14 protein-coding genes are annotated in these 16,699 nt (G+C 69.0%); 12 read left to right on the top strand and 2 right to left on the bottom strand.

The features are described 5' to 3' along the window. The 5 genes from purN to dacB form a co-directional block, all read left to right on the top strand. Nucleotides 1-292, top strand: a 292-nt coding sequence (gene purN / locus WBA11_RS00260) for a phosphoribosylglycinamide formyltransferase (protein ID WP_424518730.1), incomplete at its 5' end; no start/stop codon positions are given. Continuing rightward, nucleotides 261-1,901, top strand: coding sequence for a bifunctional phosphoribosylaminoimidazolecarboxamide formyltransferase/IMP cyclohydrolase (gene purH, locus WBA11_RS00265; RefSeq protein WP_424518731.1), 1,641 nt, complete (start codon nt 261-263; stop codon nt 1,899-1,901). The genes purN and purH, both read left to right, overlap by 32 nt. Before the next feature lie 264 nt (nt 1,902-2,165). Next, entirely contained in the window at nt 2,166-3,176 is a 1,011-nt protein-coding gene (locus WBA11_RS00270) for a rod shape-determining protein (RefSeq protein ID WP_424518732.1), read from the top strand. A 208-nt stretch (nt 3,177-3,384) separates the two neighbouring features. Further along, nucleotides 3,385-4,287 carry a rod shape-determining protein MreC gene (gene mreC, locus WBA11_RS00275; RefSeq protein ID WP_424518733.1) on the top strand — a complete coding sequence of 301 codons (903 nt, stop codon included), beginning with the start codon at nt 3,385-3,387 and terminating at the stop codon, nt 4,285-4,287. A gap of 61 nt (nt 4,288-4,348) precedes the next feature. After that, the gene (dacB, locus tag WBA11_RS00280) at nt 4,349-5,836 is read left to right on the top strand and encodes a D-alanyl-D-alanine carboxypeptidase/D-alanyl-D-alanine endopeptidase (protein ID WP_424518734.1); all 1,488 of its coding nucleotides are present in this window, start codon (nt 4,349-4,351) and stop codon (nt 5,834-5,836) included. A 208-nt stretch (nt 5,837-6,044) separates the two neighbouring features. On the opposite strand, the gene WBA11_RS00285 is transcribed toward dacB, so the two are convergent. Further along, entirely contained in the window at nt 6,045-7,421 is a 1,377-nt protein-coding gene (locus WBA11_RS00285; protein WP_424518735.1) for a hypothetical protein, read from the bottom strand. A 172-nt stretch (nt 7,422-7,593) separates the two neighbouring features. On the opposite strand from WBA11_RS00285, the gene WBA11_RS00290 reads away from it, so the two are divergent. Continuing rightward, nucleotides 7,594-8,289 (top strand): ABC transporter ATP-binding protein, encoded by a 696-nt coding sequence (locus WBA11_RS00290; RefSeq protein WP_424518736.1) that lies wholly within the window; start codon nt 7,594-7,596, stop codon nt 8,287-8,289. Further along, nucleotides 8,286-10,754 carry an ABC transporter permease gene (locus tag WBA11_RS00295; protein WP_424518737.1) on the top strand — a complete coding sequence of 823 codons (2,469 nt, stop codon included), beginning with the start codon at nt 8,286-8,288 and terminating at the stop codon, nt 10,752-10,754. The genes WBA11_RS00290 and WBA11_RS00295 overlap by 4 nt, the downstream gene beginning before the upstream one ends. A gap of 77 nt (nt 10,755-10,831) precedes the next feature. Here WBA11_RS00295 and WBA11_RS00300 read toward each other — a convergent pair whose 3' ends face one another. Beyond that, nucleotides 10,832-11,131, bottom strand: coding sequence for a hypothetical protein (locus tag WBA11_RS00300; protein ID WP_424518738.1), 300 nt, complete (start codon nt 11,129-11,131; stop codon nt 10,832-10,834). A 28-nt stretch (nt 11,132-11,159) separates the two neighbouring features. Here WBA11_RS00300 and hslV point away from each other — a divergent pair, with 28 nt between their 5' ends. From hslV to WBA11_RS00325, 5 genes are all read left to right on the top strand, one after another. Further along, nucleotides 11,160-11,711 (top strand): ATP-dependent protease subunit HslV, encoded by a 552-nt coding sequence (gene hslV, locus WBA11_RS00305; protein ID WP_424518739.1) that lies wholly within the window; start codon nt 11,160-11,162, stop codon nt 11,709-11,711. A 171-nt stretch (nt 11,712-11,882) separates the two neighbouring features. Continuing rightward, nucleotides 11,883-12,824 carry an NYN domain-containing protein gene (locus WBA11_RS00310; RefSeq protein ID WP_424518740.1) on the top strand — a complete coding sequence of 314 codons (942 nt, stop codon included), beginning with the start codon at nt 11,883-11,885 and terminating at the stop codon, nt 12,822-12,824. Nucleotides 12,825-12,995: 171 nt separating this feature from the next. Continuing rightward, nucleotides 12,996-14,465: an ATP-dependent protease ATPase subunit HslU gene (gene hslU / locus WBA11_RS00315; RefSeq protein ID WP_424518741.1), complete on the top strand. Its 1,470-nt coding sequence runs from the start codon at nt 12,996-12,998 to the stop codon at nt 14,463-14,465. A 175-nt stretch (nt 14,466-14,640) separates the two neighbouring features. Next, nucleotides 14,641-16,053, top strand: a complete 1,413-nt coding sequence (locus tag WBA11_RS00320; RefSeq protein WP_424518742.1) for a N,N-dimethylformamidase beta subunit family domain-containing protein — start codon at nt 14,641-14,643, stop codon at nt 16,051-16,053. Nucleotides 16,054-16,069: 16 nt separating this feature from the next. Beyond that, a complete protein-coding gene (locus WBA11_RS00325; RefSeq protein ID WP_424518743.1) occupies nt 16,070-16,552 on the top strand; it encodes a hypothetical protein in 483 nt (160 codons plus the stop codon). Nucleotides 16,553-16,699 lie beyond the last annotated feature (147 nt).

A 16,699-nucleotide genomic window follows, 5' to 3' on the forward strand; every position in this document is an offset into this window, starting at 1 on the left:
CGAGTACGGCTGCCGCGTCTCCGGCGCGACGGTCCACCTGGTCGATGCCGAGTTCGACACCGGCCCCGTGATCTTGCAGGAGTCCGTCCGCGTCGAGGCCGACGACACGCCCAAATCGCTCGCCGCACGCGTCCTCGAGGTCGAACACCGACTCTTTCCCCAGGCTCTCGCGCTCGTAGCCGATGGCTGCGTGACCGTCGAGGACCGACTCGTTACGATCTCCGCGCCCCTGCGCCCGGACCCCGCCATCCACTCCGCTCATGATCCCGGTCAAGGACCTCCCTTCCCCTGACGACCGCTACCCGGTCCGTCGCGCTCTGCTTTCCGTTAGTGACAAGACCGGTCTCGCTGAGTTCGGGCGCCGCCTCGAGGCCGTCGGCGTCGAGTTGCTGTCGACCGGCGGCACGGCCCGCGCCCTCCGCGAAGCCGGCGTCGCCGTGACCGACGTGGCCGACCGGACCGGCTTCCCCGAGATCTTGGACGGTCGCGTCAAAAGCCTGCACCCGGTCATCCACGGCGGCATCTTGGCCCGACGGACGGATCCCGATGATCTCGCGCAGCTCGAAGAGCACGGGATCGGCGCCATCGACCTGGTGGCCGTCAACCTGTACCCGTTCCGTGAGGCGACGGCGGGAGGCGCGACCGACGCCAAGGCCGCCGAGAACGTCGACATCGGCGGGCCGACGATGCTGCGGGCGTCGGCCAAAAACTTCACCTTCGTCGCCTCCGTCGTCGACCCGGCCGACTACGACGCCGTCGCGTCCGAGCTCGAGGCCAACGACGGGACGCTCGGCCTAGCGACGAGGCGCCGGCTCGCGGCCAGCGCCTTCGCCCACTCCGCCGACTACGACGCGGACATCGCCGCCTTTTTCGCGTCCCCGAGTGCGGGCGACCTCGAGGACGATCCAGGCACCGCAGACGCGCTTCCGAGGACGGACGGCGACCTCGAGGCCGAGCTCCCCTCCTCCCTGCTCATCGACCTGCCCAAGCACGACGACTTGCGCTACGGCGAGAACCCGCACCAGCGCGCGGCGCTCTACGGCACGCCGGCCTCGAGGTACGAGTCGCTCCACGGCAAGGCGCTGTCGTTCAACAACCTGCTGGACGTCGCCGCCGCGATCGACCTGATCGGAGAGTTCGCCGCGACGGACCCGACCGTCGCCATCCTCAAGCACACCAACCCGTGCGGCGTGGGCCAGGCCGACGGCCTCGAGGCCGCCTACCACAAGGCGTTCGCGACGGACCGGCAGTCGCCGTTCGGCGGGATCGTCGTCGTGAACCGGCCGCTGGATCTCGCGACCGCTCAGGCCATCGACGCGGTGTTCACCGAGATCATCATCGCGCCCGCCTTCGAGGACGGCGTCTTGGACTTCCTCCAGCAGAAGAAGAACCGCCGCTTGATCAAGGCCGACCTCGAGGCTACTCGCTCCGACCTCGACATCCGAACCGTCGCCGGCGGTCTGTTGGTGCAAGATTCCGATCCCGCCCTCTCGGCCGACGTCCGCTCAAGTTGGACCGTCCCGACCTCGAGGACGCCGACCGACCGCGAGTGGGCCGACCTCGACTTCGCGTGGCGCGTCTGCAAGCACGTCAAGTCGAACGCGATCGTGTACGCTCGAGACGGCGCGACCCTGGGAATCGGCGCCGGTCAGATGAGCCGGATCGACGCGAGCGAAATCGCCGTCGCCAAGGGCGCCAAGTCCGGGTTGGACTTTGCAGGTTGCGTCGTCGCCTCGGACGCGTTCTTCCCCTTTGCTGACGGCTTGGAGGCCGCGGCCGAGTCGGGTGCCGTCGCCGCGGTCCAGCCCGGGGGCTCCGTCCGAGACGACGAAGTCATCGCGGCGGCCGACGCGCGAGGCATGGCGATGGCGTTCACGGGCCAGCGACACTTCCGGCATTAGGACGACCAAATGGAGGGAGAGCGCATTCCTCTGCCCCTCTCTGCATCCGGCATCCCTCCTCTCCATCGGCATCCCTCCCGCCGCACTAACCCTCGAGTGCGGCGCGGGGACTCCTGAAAAATCCTAGCGTCTCAGCCTGAGACCGGCTGGGCTACGCGTTAGCTTGTTCAGCACGCCCTCGAGGACGTTTCCGGCTGACGGAAGCCCGCCTCGGGGCGTCGTGCGTATTTCCCACCGCCCCTCTCGCGCCCCGCCGCCCCCTCTGTGCTCAACCCGTTCTCGGTCGACGTCGCGATTGACCTCGGCACCGCTAACACGCTCATCCACGTCCGTGACAAAGGCATCGTCTTGAACGAGCCGTCCATCGTGGCCATCGACCGGCGGTCCGGCAAGCCCGTCGCCATCGGCGCCGAGGCGCTGTTGATGCACGAGCGGACGCACAAGGACATCGAGACGATCCGCCCGCTCAACGACGGCGTCATCGCCGACTTCTCCGTCGCCGACGCGTTGATCCGAGGGCTCATCCGCCGCATCAAGCCCGGCTGGATGTCCTCGATCGGCCGGATGGTGATCTGCGTGCCGTCCGGCATCACCGAGGTCGAGCGCCGCGCCGTCAAGGACGCGGCCCAGAACGCGGGCGCCCGCCACGTCATGCTGATCGACGAGCCGATGGCGGCGGCCATCGGGATCGGGCTCAACGTGCAGGAGCCGGTCGGCAACATGATCGTCGACATCGGCGGCGGGACGACCGAGATCGCCGTGATCGCGCTCAACGGCATCGTCGTGGACGAGTCGATCCGCGTTGGCGGCAACGAGCTCGACGAGGCGGTGATGCAGTACTTCAAGAAGCACCACAACCTCCTCATTGGATCGAGGACGGCCGAGCGGATCAAGTGCGAGATCGGGAGCGCGCAGAAGCTCGACCCCGAGCTCGAGTTGTCCGTCAAGGGCCGGGACCTGGTCACCGGCGTCCCCAAGACGCGCGTCGTGTCGAGCGAGGACGTCCGCGAGGCGCTCCGCTCGTCGGTCAACCAGATCGCCGCGGCCGTCGTGCGCGCCCTCGAGCGAACTCCCCCCGAGTTGGGTGGCGACGTCCTGGAGCGCGGCATCATGCTGACCGGTGGCGGCGCCCTCCTCAAGGGTCTCGACGAGTACCTGCGCGAGCGGACCGAACTCCCCGTCTTCGCTGCCGACGACCCGCTGACGGCGGTCGTCCGGGGCACCGGCGCCGTCCTCGAGGACATCGACGGCTACATGCCGGTCCTGACGAGCTAGAGCGCTCGGGGCGGTAGCGAAGCGGACCCAAACCGGTCCTCGAGGCCGACGCTGGCTACGTGTTCGAGGACGAGCTCGCTGGGGCCGCCCTCGAGGTCGGCACAAGGGATGAGGCCCTCTCGAGGACGGCGCTCGACATCGTTCGGCCTCGAGGACGAACCCTTCGGCGGCCTCGAGAGTACGCCCCGCCCCTCTCCCCTCCCGCCGGATGGCTCTTGCTCAGCAGGTTTGGGAGCGCTCGCGCGACTACGTCGTCCTCGCGGTGCTCCTGATCATTGGAATCACCATCTTCGTTAGCAAGAACGGCCCGGCTCTGCGTGCGGCCCGCGCGGCGGCGCTCGCGGTCACGGCTCCTGTCGAGGGCGTGTTCGAGCGGGGCGCCCAGTTCCGACGCTCCCTCGCCGAGAACGAGCGGCTCCGGATGGAGACCGCCGAGCTGTCCGCCGAGGTCGCCAGACTGCGCGAGGCCTCGGCCGAGAACGCCCAGTTCCGGGCCCTTTTGCAGTTCGAGGACTCGACCGACGTCTCCCGCGTGGTCGGCCGCGTCGTCGCGAAGGACATCACGGAGCAGACGAACCTGATGACGATCGACGTCGGCGAGCGGGACTCCGTCGAGGCCGGAATGCCGGTCATCAACGAGCGCGGGATCGTCGGGCGCGTGGTCCTGACGAGCCCGAACTACTCCGTCGTGATGCCGCACCAAAACACGCAGTTCCGCGTCCCGGCCTCGATCGAGGCGCTCGAGCGCGAGGGCGTCGTGCGGTGGGACGGGGCCTCGTTCGACCAGCTGACGATGGAGTACGTCGTCAAGACGGAGCCCGTCGAGTCCGGGATGCTGGTCGTGACCAGCCCGTTCTCCGGCGTCTTCCCCGCCGGCGTCCCCATCGGGCGCGTCGACACGGCGTACGCCGCCGCCGGCCGGAACGACTACATCATCCACCTCGAGCCGGCCGCCCCGATCTCGGAGGTCGGCTACGTCTACGTGCTCCGAGTGCGGCCCGACCCCGAGCAAGCCATTTTGGAGGCGCGGACGCGGGACTCGCTCAGGATCGAGAGGAAGCAGGACCGGCTCGAGGCCCTGCTGGAGCAGATCGCTGCCGACGACGAGTAAGACTGCGGCCGCACTACGACCGATGGACCTCCGTTCCTTCTCGGCTCGCCGCCGTCGCCCCATGCCCACCCGATTCCTCGCCGCTCTTCTTCTTTTGGGCGTCGCAGCTGCGGCCCCGAGTGCGCAGCCGACCTCGACGCAGGCCGGTCTCGCGGAGCTCATCGAGGGCGTCCTCGAGGCTCGTGCGTTCGACGACGCGTACTGGGGCGTCGAGATCGTCAACCTGGACACGGGCACGACGCTGTTCGACCGGAACGGCGCGCGGCGGTTCATCCCGGCGAGCAACATGAAGCTGTTGACGACGGCCGCCGCCCTCGACGCACTCGGCCCCGGTTTCCGCTACCGAACACGGCTCTACGCCGACGGCGACATCCAGAACGGCACACTCCAGGGCAACCTGATCGTCCGAGGCGCCGGCGACCCGACCTTCGGAGGCCGCTACCAGGACGACGACCTGACGCGCGTCTTCCGACAGTGGGCCGACAGCTTGCGCGACGCCGGTGTCCGTCGCGTCCGTGGCTTGGTCGTCGGCGACGACGACATCTTCGACAACGTCCATCTCGGCCAAGGATGGCAGTGGGACGACCTGGTGTGGTATTACGGCTCCGAGGTCTCCGGCCTGCAGTTTGGAGAGGGGACCATCCAGGTCGCCGTCCACGGCACCTCGCCGGGCCAGCCCGCCCGCATCGAGGCCGACCCCAACTTCGGCTACGCCCGCTTCGTCAACCGCTCCACCACGACGTCGGGCGGCGGCATCCGCGAGGGCTATAGCCGCGAGCTATCGGACAACGTGTTCACCGTCACGGCGTCCGTGCCCGCCGGCTCCATCGAGCGCGAGGCGTTGTCGGTCGTCAACCCGACCGAGTACTTCATCTCGACCATGGTCGGTGTGTTCGAGCAGCGCGGCATCGAGGTCGGCGGCCTGGTCGACGTGGACGAGTGGGGACAGCGCCCTCGGTACGAGACCATGCGCAGGATGGCGTCGCACGACTCGCCGCCCCTCGCCGAGATCGCCGCCGAAACCAACACGTCCTCGAACAACGTCTACGCCGAGCACCTGCTCCGCACGCTAGGCTCCTACGTCTACCGCGGCACGGACATGCCGATGGGCTCGGCGCCCGCCGGCTACGCCGCGATGGAGCCGTTTCTGGAGCGGATCGGCGTCGATCCTGAGTCTTTCCGGGTCGCCGACGGATCGGGTCTCTCGGCTCTCAACCGGCTCACGCCCCACGGCGTCAACAAGCTCCTCGCGGGCATGTACCAGCACCCCGACCGGGTCACGCGCGAGGCGTTCTACGACTCGCTCCCTGTCGGTGGCTTTACGGGCACCATCCGCAACCGCTACCGGTCGGGCGACGCGCGAGGCAACGTGCGCGCCAAGACGGGCTATATCTCGGGCGCCCGCGCCCTGTCCGGCTACGTGACGAGCGCCGCCGGGGACCGCATCGCGTTCTCGCTCTTGTGCAACAACTACACGGTGCGGACGAGCCGCGTCAACCGCGCCCAGGACCAGATCGTCGAGCTACTCGCGGACTACCAAGGTCGGTAGCGTCCTCGAGGGCGCTCGCCTCCGACCTCGAGGACGTTGGAGCGCGACGTGCCGAGCGCGGTCGGCGAGACGTCCAGCACTTCCGTCCTCGAGGGCGCGTCGCGAATCGCGGGGACGAGCGCGGACGGGCGGCCTTAAGGACGTGCAGCAGAGGCCGACCTCGAGGTCGGCGTGCTAGGAAGCGGGGTCTTGCCCTCGAGGGCGAGACCTACGAGCGGCGGCGGGTCGTGACGGGTCCTTGGTCGAGACGCCCAGGACGTGCGGCGCTGACCGAACCGTTGGGACCCGACACCGAGATCTCGATCTTGTCGAGGCGCGGCGCGTCTTCACCGTTGGGATCGTCCGCACCGATGGTGAACTGGAACTGGGTCCGGTTTACGCCTCGGTCCTGCGTGTCCGGCATCGTCGCGCTTTCTCCGTCCTTGACGGCGACGTTCTCGCCCTCGACGGAGACCGTGTACGTGCTCCCCTCAGCAAGCGGGTTGCCGAGCCCGTCCGAAACCGTGTAGGTATAGGTTCCGAGATCCAGACCAGGGGTCTCGAGGGTGAGCACCGGAGTGCCCGAGAGCAGGATCCGAGCCGTGTCCTCGATCCGCTCCCCGTCGATCCCGGACGTCCGAGCGGTGACCGTTACGAAGCCGTCCGCCGGGAAGGGGTTGCCCGTAATAAGGTTGGTCGAGGTCTGACCATTGCCATCCGTTTGCGCCGAGCCCTGGATGACGCCGGCGTCGCTCGTGAAGTAAACCTGGGTCCCGGCCTGGACAGGGTTCGCGTAGCGATCGCCCACGATGACCGAGACGGGGACGCTCGCACCCGCGATGCCGAGGAGCGGATGGTTGCGTTGGGTCGGGTAGACGGAAAAGTGGGACTGGCTGGGGAAGCCGCCGTGGATCGCCAGCGTGATCGGCTGCGAGCGGATCTCACGCCCGTTGACCGTCGCACGCGTCTCGATTTGGACGACGCCGGCCGCGGTGCCACTCGTCAGCGTGACCGTCGCCTCACCGTTCTCGTCCGTGCGGACGGTCTCGGGTGCGGCCGGGCTCAGGAATTCGCCGCCATCGGGTCCGTTGATGATTCCCACGGCGATCTCGACCGCGTGGGCGTTGTCGACGGGTTGTCCGTCGGCGTCGTGCGCGATGAAGACGAGTTGGGCCGTCTCTTGGGCGCCGGTCTCGCTCACGCCGATCGACTGCGACGAGCGCGGGGCGAGGGTGATGCTGGCCGCCGGGCCGGACGTGCCGTCGTCACCGGTCGTGGGCATCAGCTCGAGGGCGGGAACGCTTAGGGCCTGGCCGGACTCGACGAGCACCGACACGGTGTCCGCGGCGTACCCCGTCTTGAAGGCGATGATCGTGACCGTCTCGGTCGAGTCGACGTCGAAGGAGGCCTCGTAGCCCCCCACGGAATCGGATTCGACCTCGAGGTTGCGGCCGATCACCTGGACGGTGGCGCCGGTCAGCGGGCGGCTGGTCTCGGCGTTGACGACGACTCCGGTCAGAACCGCAGTGTCGTCGCCGCCAAAGGCGTCGCAGCCGACGAGAGTGATCGCGGCCAGGGCGGCGAAGAGAAACGGGGAGCGAGACATAGGTAGGGCAGGCGTTCGGGCCTGCGATATCGGCCGCTCCCCGCCGGCCCTTAACCGACCTCGAGGTCGATCGTCACACGCCGTGCCTCCGCGTCACTCGTCCTCGAAGACGGATCGCGTGCAACCGACGGGCCAGGGATCCGAATGGGACCTCTCCCCTCTCGCTCCTCGAATGCCCCATCCCGTCATCGACGTCCGCGACGTCACGCGCTCTCTCAGCTTGGGAGACACGCCCGTTCCCATCCTGCACGGCATCACGTTTTCCGTCGAGGCCGGCGAATGGGTCGCGGTCACGGGGCCGTCTGGTAGCGGGAAGTCGACACTCCTGGGCATCGTAGCCGGCCTCGATGCGCCTACGTCGGGGACCGTCGAGATCGACGGCGTCGAGGTCTCGTCGCGGAGCGAGAGCCAGCTCGCGCGCATCCGCAACGAGAAGGTGGGCGTCGTCTTCCAGTCGTTCAACTTGATCCCGACCTTGACGGCGCAAGAGAACGTCGAAGCCCCGCTCTACGTGAGCCCGCACCGCCGACAAGCCAAGTCGAGGGCGAGGGCGATGCTGGAGCGGGTCGGCCTGGGCGACCGGCTGGGACACCGGCCGCATCAGCTCTCGGGCGGGCAGCAGCAGCGCGTCGCCATCGCCCGAGCGCTCGTCACAGAGCCGGCCCTGGTCGTCGCCGACGAGCCGACCGGGAACCTCGATGCGGCCACGAGCGCCGCCGTCCTCGACTTGTTCGCTGACCTGCGCCGCGACCTGGGCCTGACGCTCTTCGTCGTGACCCACGACCCCGACGTCGCCGCCCGCGCCGACCGCGTGATCGAGTTGGTCGACGGGCTCATCGCGACGGACCTGCAGCAGGTGGCGGCATGAGCACGTTCGCGTTCTACCTCCGCTACGCCGCTCGGTCCCTGCGCCGCAGCGGACAGCGCGGCGTTCTGGCCGTCGCGTGCGTCGCGTTCGGCGTGTTCTCCCTCGTCGGACTCCAGCTGTTCGCCGCCAGCACCGAGGCGGCCGTGCTCGTCCCGTCTCGGACCGCGTTCGGCGGCGACCTGGCGCTCTCGAAGGACACGCCCCTCACTCCCACCGATCTCGCCGTCCTCGAGGCAGACGCCGACATCGAGGCCATCGACGCGCGTGCAAACGTTCCAGCGCGGTTCGTCCAGACCTTCCAAGACGCCCGCGTCTACATTTTCAGCAGCATCCAGGCCATCGACCCGAACGTCTACCCGCTGGTCGGTGAGCTTCGGATGCGCGACGGCACCCTCGAGGACGCGCTCGCGGAGAGCGGCTCCGTCGTCATCACGCGCGACCTGGCAGGCGGCCTCGAGGTCGAGGTCGGCGACAGCCTGCGACTGGCGGGGACGCCGGGCGACACACCGATGGTGCTGACGGTCGGCGGGATCGCAGACATGACGCCGGACGCCGGCGGCGGAGCGCTCCTGACGAGTCGCGAGACGGCTCGAGAGATGTCGGGCATCGACATGGTCACGTCGGCGCGCGTGCTGACGTCAGAGCCGGACCGCGTCGCGGCGCGCTTCGAGGACGCAGGCTGGACCGTCCGCCGACCGCAGGCGATACCGAACGAGGTCGAACGGATGTTCGGGTTCGCACTGCCGGCGGCGGGGCTGCTGGGACTGTTGGTCGGAGGCATCGGCGTGGCGAACACGCTTCAGGTGGTCCTGACCCGGAGGCGGCCGGAGGTCGCCATTCTGAAGACGTTGGGGTACAAACAGCGAGACCTGCTCGCCCTGTTTGGGATCGAGACGGCGCTGCTCGGCTTGGTCGGCGGCGTGCTCGGCGTGATCCTCGGGATCGCAGGAGCGGGCGGGCTCTACTACGTGCTCTCGAACAGCCTGCCGATGCTGTTGGACTTCCACATTCTCCCGTCGGTCATGGTCGGCGGCATGGTCGCGGGCGTGTTCACGGCCGTGCTGTTCGGCTTGATCGCCATCGTGAGATCGAGCGCAGTGCGACCGGCCACCTTGCTCCGGCAGACGCCGATTCGTGCGACCGGCCGCACGCGACTCACGATTGTCGGGCTCTCGGTTGCGCTGTTCCTGCTGTTCGGCGTCTTGGGGAGCGTCCTAATCGGCTCGGCGCTGTTCGGCTTCGGGGCGATCGCGGGCGGCACCGTCGGGCTGGTCGTGTTCGGAGGGCTGATGGTCGCTGTCCTGCTGGTGGTCGTCAGGATTCCGACGCCGGGGCTGCCTCTGACTCGCATGGCTGCGAGCAACCTGGGACGCCACCCGTCTCGTGCCGCCGCGTCCCTCGTTGCGCTGTTCGTCGGGACGTTCGCGATCGCGCTCTCGGCCATCATCATCGTCAACGGGCAAGACCAGGTGGCCGGACGGATGGTCGAGGTCGGCCAAGCCAACGTCACGGTGTACGGGATCCCCGAGGACGACGAAGCTCTCCGCGATCTCGCAGACGACGTCGGCGCGCAGATCTGGACCGACCGGCGCGCAGACGCCGAGGTCACGTGGCCCGATGGCGACGAGCTCCCGTTCGTCTCCAGCGTCCACGGCCGCGCCGCCGATGGCGCGTCGACGGTCGCGATCTCCGACTCGGCCCGAGGCGAACGAGGACGCGAGTGGCTCACCGACCTCGAGGGCGTGCTGGTCCCCTGGCGCCTCGGCACGGACGACGAGCGCCCGGTCGGCATTGGGGACTCGCTGAGGGTCCGAGTGGGTGACGCCGAGCGTCTGCTGGCCGTCGACGGGTTCTACGACCGCCCCGACGGGATCCCGCTCGTCCGGACGTCGGGCGTCATCGTCCTCCCCGAGACGTTCGAGACGCTTACTGCGGGGGCCGTCGTGACCGAGACCGTCGCGGTCGAGGTCCCACCGGACGACCTCGATGCGTTCGCGACCGCCCTTGGAGAGGCACGGCCGAACGGCGCGATCGTCACCGCGGACGAGGTGATCGAGATGTTTATCCGCCTGGTCCGTGGACTCTTCTTGCTCGTCCTGGCTCTCACGAGCCTGGCGCTCGTCGCCGGTACGGTCCTGATTGCCAACGGCGTCGGCCTCGCGCTCGTCGAGCGGCGCCGAGAGCTCGGTGTGCTCAAGGCCATCGGCTACTCGACGCGCCAGGTGTTGCGCGTGCTGCTTATCGAGAACGCCATTCTCGGCCTGATCGGGGGCGGCCTCGGCGTGGGAGCCGCGGCGCTCACGTTGGCCATCATCCGCGAGACCGGAGACGCGGACATCACGATCTACCCGGGCATCTCGCTCGCGATGATCGCCGTCGCCGTCGCGCTGTCGGTCGGCAGCGCGTGGCTCGTGGCCTGGGGCGCTGTCCGCGCCCGCCCGCTCGACGTCCTCCGCGCCGACTGACGCGTCCTCGAGACCGGACGACTCCATCGAGCACGAACGGGTGTCGACGTCGTCCTCGAGGACGCGCGTCGCCTCGATCACCCAACGTCATCCCGAGCGCAGCCCAGGGATCTCGGCGCGCCGTGGCCGTCCTCGAGGTCGAGGCCGTCTTGAGATCGGGCGGCTACTCGGAAAGCGTCTCGAGGGCGGCGCGTCCTCGAGGCAGATTGGGCGCTGGCCAGGGTCCACGAATCCATCTGCGCCCTCGAGGTCGAACGGACCGCGTCGAGACCCTTCGACTCCGGGCTGCGCCCTCCGCTCTGGATGACGAGGACGGTCCTCGAGGGCGCGCCCGAGGCGAACTCGACGTGGAGGCGAAACCCCGACCGGGTCCACACGTCGGCCCGCCGATCTCACTCTCCGACTATGACCCCGATCCACGCCACCACAGTCCTGGGCGTCCTCCACAACGGCCGCGTCGCGCTCGGCTCCGACGGCCAGGCGACGATGGGCGACACCGTGATGAAGCACCGCGCCCAAAAGGTGCGGCGGCTCTACGGCGGCAAGCTGCTGGCCGGGTTCGCCGGGAGCACGGCCGACGCGTTCACGCTCTTCGAGCGGTTCGAGGCCAAGCTCGAGCAGTACGGCGGCAACACCGTCCGGGCCGCCGTCGAGCTGGCCAAGGACTGGCGCACGGACCGCTACCTCCGGCGCTTGGAGGCGCTCCTCGCCGTCGCGGCGCCGGACCGCCTGCTGCTGGTCAGCGGCACCGGCGACGTCATCGAGCCCGACGACCCGATCCTGGCCATCGGCTCCGGCGGCAGCTACGCCCTCGCCGCCGCGCGAGCGATGATGAAGCACAGCCCGAACCTGTCGGCCACCGAAATGGTCGAGGAAGGGCTCCAGATCGCGGGCGAGATCTGCATCTACACCAACCAGCACACGACCGTCCTCGAGCTCGAGGCCGAGGAGTCGTAGAGCGGGACGCTCGCCCTCAGAGGCGCGACCTCGAGGACGAGCGGCGGCCTTCGGCACTGGATCCTGAGATCCGTCCTCGAGGCCGGATCCATCGAGGACGGCGGCAGCGTGTAGCTTCCCGGCCTCGCGCCTCTCTATTTCGGGGCGCGGTTCCGAACCTCAGCCTTCTCCATGTCAGAGCTCACACCGGAGCCCGGAACGTCCTCCGAGGACTCCGCGGCGGGCGGCCAGGCGGCCGTCCTGGTCGACTACCAGAACCTCCACCACTACCTCAAGGGCCGCCTGGGCCGCGACGAGTCGACGGCCGACCTCGCCGGCCAGATCCTCCGCTCCCTGCGTGACCGGCTCCTCGGTGACGACACGCGCGTCGTCCGAGGACGCGCCTACGCCGACTTCGGTGGCTTGGAGGACCACTCGCGTCACATTCAGCGGACGCTCTACCTCCACGCCGTCGAACCGGTCTTCGTGCCGGCCACGATGCACCGGAACACGACCGACTTGCAACTCGCCGTCGACGCGATCGAGATGCGGCAGCGGTACCCGGAGCTCGACACGTTCGTGCTGCTCGCGGGCGACCGCGACTACGCGCCCGTCGTGACGGCCCTGATCTCGCACGGCCGCCGGGTCGTCGTGGTCGGGTTTAAAGAGCACCTGTCGCCCCACCTGCTCGAGCACACCGACGGCGGCGAGTTCATCGACGCGAGCACGCTCTTGCCGAGCGGCGCCCTCGAGGACGAGGTCGAGGTCGGCGCGGCCATCAAGACGACGGAGTTCGCCGAGACGCAGGACCCGGCCTACGAGATCGACTATGACGCGCTCGAGACGATCGAGAAGTTTTTCGGCCAGTACCAGGAGATCTACCTGACGCCGCTCCTGCGCCGGCTGTCGGACGAGATCGGAGAGGTGGAGGGGCACGACCCGAAGTCGCTCGTGGCCGACCTCGAGGAGTGCGGCGCCGTCCGCCTCGAGCGCCGCAAAGGGATGCCGTACGACTACACGGTGCTGCTCGTGAACAGCGAGCACCCGGCCGTCCTCGAGGTCCGCGAGGAGGTCCACGGCGCCTCCCTCGAGGCCGCCGACGACGGGCTCCCGTTCGAAGCGCCGGAGATGTAGCGCGCCCTCGAGGACGGAACTCGTCTCTGTCTGCAAAAGGGTCATTCCCACGTGAGCGACTACGGCCACGTCCTCGAGGACGTGTCGGACTCTCGTCCTCGAGGACGACGCACTCTTCACGCATCACCGGGCGCCGACGGGCGTAGCGGGCGGCAGACATCTTGAGATCACATGGACTCCAACACGCTCAACGGTTCGACCGACGCCCTCCTCCCCCCCGCCGCGACTGCCGACGTCGACGACTTGGCTAGCCTGACGCCGCGCCAGATCGTCGCCGAGCTCGACCGGTTCGTCGTCGGCCAGACGGCGGCCAAGAAATCCGTCGCGATCGCGCTCCGCAACCGGTGGCGTCGCCTCCACGCCGACGAGTCGCTGCGCGACGAGATCACGCCCGCCAACATCGTCCTGATCGGGCCGACCGGCGTCGGCAAGACGGAGATCGCGCGGCGGCTCGCCAAGCTGACCGGGGCGCCGTTCGTCAAGGTCGAGGCCACCAAGTTCACCGAGGTCGGCTACGTCGGCCGCGACGTCGAGTCGATGATCCGCGACCTGGTCGATCTGGCCATCAACGACGCCCGCGACGCCCAGGTCGAGCGTGTTCAGGAGCCCGCCCGCAAGCAGGCCGAAGAACGGTTGCTGGACCTCTTGCTGCCCTCGGGCAAGACCAAGCCGGTCGCCGGCCTTGGCTTCCCGTTGGGCGGCACGCCCCAGACGTCTGAGCCGGAGGTGACGAGCGAGGAGGACGACCTGCGCCGCCGCACGCGCGACAAGTTTCGCGACCGCCTGCACGCCGGCACGCTCGACGACCGCGAGGTCGAGCTCGACGTCACGATCGACAAGACCACCAACTTGCAGATGTTCGGGCCGGCCGGGTTGGAGGAGATGGGCATCAACCTGCAGGAGATGCTGGGCGGGATGGGCAAAAAGCGCCAGAAACGCCGCGTCAAGGTCCCCGAGGCGCTCGAACTGCTGACCCAGGAGGAAGCCCAGAAGCTGATCGACGGCGAGGCCGCCAAGCAAGAGGCGCTCGCGCGGGTCGAGCAGGCCGGGATCGTCTTTATCGACGAGATCGACAAGGTGGCCGGGCGCCAGCAGGCCGGCGGCGGATCCGGGCCGGACGTGTCTCGCGAGGGCGTCCAGCGCGACCTGCTCCCCATCGTCGAGGGCTCGACCGTGATGACGAAGCACGGGACCGTCAAGACCGACCACATCCTGTTCATCGCCTCCGGCGCCTTCCACGTCTCCAAGCCGAGCGACTTGATCCCCGAGCTTCAAGGCCGCTTCCCGATCCGGGTCGAGTTGCAGTCGCTCACCGAGGACGACTTCGTCGAGATCCTGACGGCTCCCCAGAACGCGCTCTTGAAGCAGTACGCCGCCATGTTCGAGTCCGAGGGCGTCTCGCTCACGTTCACGGACGGCGCCGTCCGGCAGATCGCGAAGACCGCCGCCCAGGTCAACGAGGAGGTCGAGAACATCGGCGCGCGCCGCCTCCACACCATCCTGACGACGCTGCTCGAGGACCTGCTGTTCGAGGTCCCCGACGGCCCGCACGGCGACGCCGTCGAGATTACCGAGGCCAACGTGACCGAAACGCTCCAGGGCGTCGTGGAGGACCGCGACCTGAGCCAGTACATCCTCTGATGGGTGTCGGGGGCTCGGTGTTGGGGATTGGGGGCGCGGGCAGCGTCCCCAGAACGAACTCGTCCTCGAGGTCACCTACGACATCCCCTCTCCCGTGGGGGAGGCCCGGTGAGGGGTCGCGGTGCGTGTCCGTCCTCGAGGGCGAGAAGCAGCGCTCGACGGCCTCGAGGACGCTGTGACCCGCCGCGCCCTCGAGGCCGCGTTCGCGCTCCGAAACGCTGGAACGGCCGCTCTCGACCCGCTAAGGCGGTGGCGGCACCGAGGTGCGGCGGTCGTCCACACCGAGCCGATAGCCGAGGCTCAACCGCGCGAGCTTGAGGGCTACCCGACGCAGTTGTGGGCGCCAAGCGGCGACCGACGTGGCTTTCACCTGAGATCGCCCCATGCGGACAACACGCTCGTCCTCGAGCGCTACCTCGAGAGCCCTCGGGCCGGCGCAGCCAACGGATCGTTCCTCGAGGTAGGACGCGAGACATTCGGGGCCAACCCACAGGCCGACGCCCCAGCGGCCCCCGTGTCTGGCTGCGGTTGGCCGGTCGCCCTCGAGGTCGAGACGGACGGCTGGGCGCAGGGCACGTACCGAGCTCGCATCGAGACTGACGGCGCCGACCTCGAGGACGCATCACCGATCACGTTCTTGATCGGCCCGGCCGAGCCGAGCGCTCGCGTCGCCGTCTTTGCGCCGGTCTCGACGTGGCTCGCGTACAACCCGTACGGCGGCCAGTCGCTCTACCACAACGAACGCGGCCCCGAGACGACGATCTGGGCGCACGCGCACCGCCCGAACCCGGCGCTCGGGTGGGATCCGGTTGGCGTGATCCACTCGATGCGCGCCGAGGCGCCAGTCCACGCGTGGCTCGACCTCGAGGTCGGAGCGGACCTGTACCCGGACTGGATGCTCGAGCACCCGGAGCGATTGGAGAGTTACGACGTGCTCGCGCTCGCGTCGCACTGCGAGTACGCCTCGGACGCGATGGTCGATGGGTTGAGATCGTTGGTCAAGGGCGGACGGACGCTGCTCGCACTCGGCGGCAACCAGCTCTACTGGCGGGTCCGCTGGAACGCCGAGCACACCCAGGTCGAGTGCCGAAAAGATGGCTCGCGCTTCCAGGACGGAACCCGCGGCGGATTGTGGCGCCAGCGCGGCAAGCCCGAGGACGCCTTGCTCGGCGTCCGCTTCACGCCGCCCGGCACCGGCACCTACGCCCCATACCGCGTCGAGGACGCCGGCCACTGGCTGATGCGCGGCCTCGAGGTCGAGAATGGCGACCTGTTCGGCTTGGAGGGCACGACGCCGCTTCCAATCTGCGGCGACGAGACGGACGCGCCCTCGAGGACGTCGGCGCGGGCGGCGGAGGTGGTCGCTCGCGGTCTCAACCGGCCGGACGCCATCGACGGCGACTACACGATCTGGCACCGACGCGACCCAGCGTGGGACGGCTCGGCCGGTGGAACGATCGCGTGGACGCCGTTCTCCGACCGCCACGGCGTGCTGGCGACTGGCGCGATCCACAGCCCGTCGGGCCTGGGACGCGACGCCGTGTTTACAGGCATCGTCCGCAACGCCCTCGACCACGCGCTGCGCTAGCCACCGCAGGGACGCGATGCCGGTCACTCCGTACCACTTCGGGCCAGGGCTGCTTATCAAGGCGCTCGCGCCGCGGCACGTCTCGTTCACGGCGTTTGTCGTGGCGAACGTGGTGATCGACCTCGAGTCCGTCGTGAACCTGATCGCGGGCCGCTCGCCGGTTCACGCGACGCTTCACACCCTTGTCGGAGCGCTCATCGTCGGGACGCTGTCGGGGTGGGCAACGGCGGTCATTGCCAAGCGGCTCGGCTCGACGCGTCCGTCTCTCGCGATGCAACCGGCGCTCGTCGGCGGTGTCTTGGGCGGGCTCGGTCAGACCGTCCTCGACGCGATCATGCACCGCGACTTGCTCCCACTCCTCCCCTTTTCAGCCGCCAACCCGATCCTCCGCGTCCTGGACCTCGGCGTGCTCCACGCGGCGTGCATGGTGACCGGCCTCGTCGGTACCGTCGTGCTGCTGGTCCGAAAGCTCGCTAAACCGCCCTCGAGGACGCCCTAAACGAACGGCGGCCGACCCGAGTCGTCCTCGAGGTCGGCCGCCGGTGTGGTTCAGCGTTGAGGCCGAGCGCTAGGCGCGCTCGATCTGGGCCAGGCGCGGGCCGAAGCGGAAGTCGCTCCGGTCCAGGACCTGCTGGACGAAGTTTTC

The organism is Rubrivirga sp. (genome assembly GCF_049648075.1).
Lineage (GTDB): Bacteria > Bacteroidota > Rhodothermia > Rhodothermales > Rubricoccaceae > Rubrivirga.

Coding starts and splice junctions, on each gene's coding strand:
- WBA11_RS00285 (WP_424518735.1), bottom strand. CDS start 7,421: ATGTCTCGCTCCCCGTTTCTCTTCGCCGCCCTGGCCGCGATCACTCTC.
- hslU (WP_424518741.1), top strand. CDS start 12,996: ATGGACTCCAACACGCTCAACGGTTCGACCGACGCCCTCCTCCCCCCC.
- WBA11_RS00325 (WP_424518743.1), top strand. CDS start 16,070: ATGCCGGTCACTCCGTACCACTTCGGGCCAGGGCTGCTTATCAAGGCG.
- WBA11_RS00290 (WP_424518736.1), top strand. CDS start 7,594: ATGCCCCATCCCGTCATCGACGTCCGCGACGTCACGCGCTCTCTCAGC.
- hslV (WP_424518739.1), top strand. CDS start 11,160: ATGACCCCGATCCACGCCACCACAGTCCTGGGCGTCCTCCACAACGGC.
- dacB (WP_424518734.1), top strand. CDS start 4,349: ATGCCCACCCGATTCCTCGCCGCTCTTCTTCTTTTGGGCGTCGCAGCT.
- WBA11_RS00310 (WP_424518740.1), top strand. CDS start 11,883: ATGTCAGAGCTCACACCGGAGCCCGGAACGTCCTCCGAGGACTCCGCG.
- WBA11_RS00295 (WP_424518737.1), top strand. CDS start 8,286: ATGAGCACGTTCGCGTTCTACCTCCGCTACGCCGCTCGGTCCCTGCGC.
- purH (WP_424518731.1), top strand. CDS start 261: ATGATCCCGGTCAAGGACCTCCCTTCCCCTGACGACCGCTACCCGGTC.
- mreC (WP_424518733.1), top strand. CDS start 3,385: ATGGCTCTTGCTCAGCAGGTTTGGGAGCGCTCGCGCGACTACGTCGTC.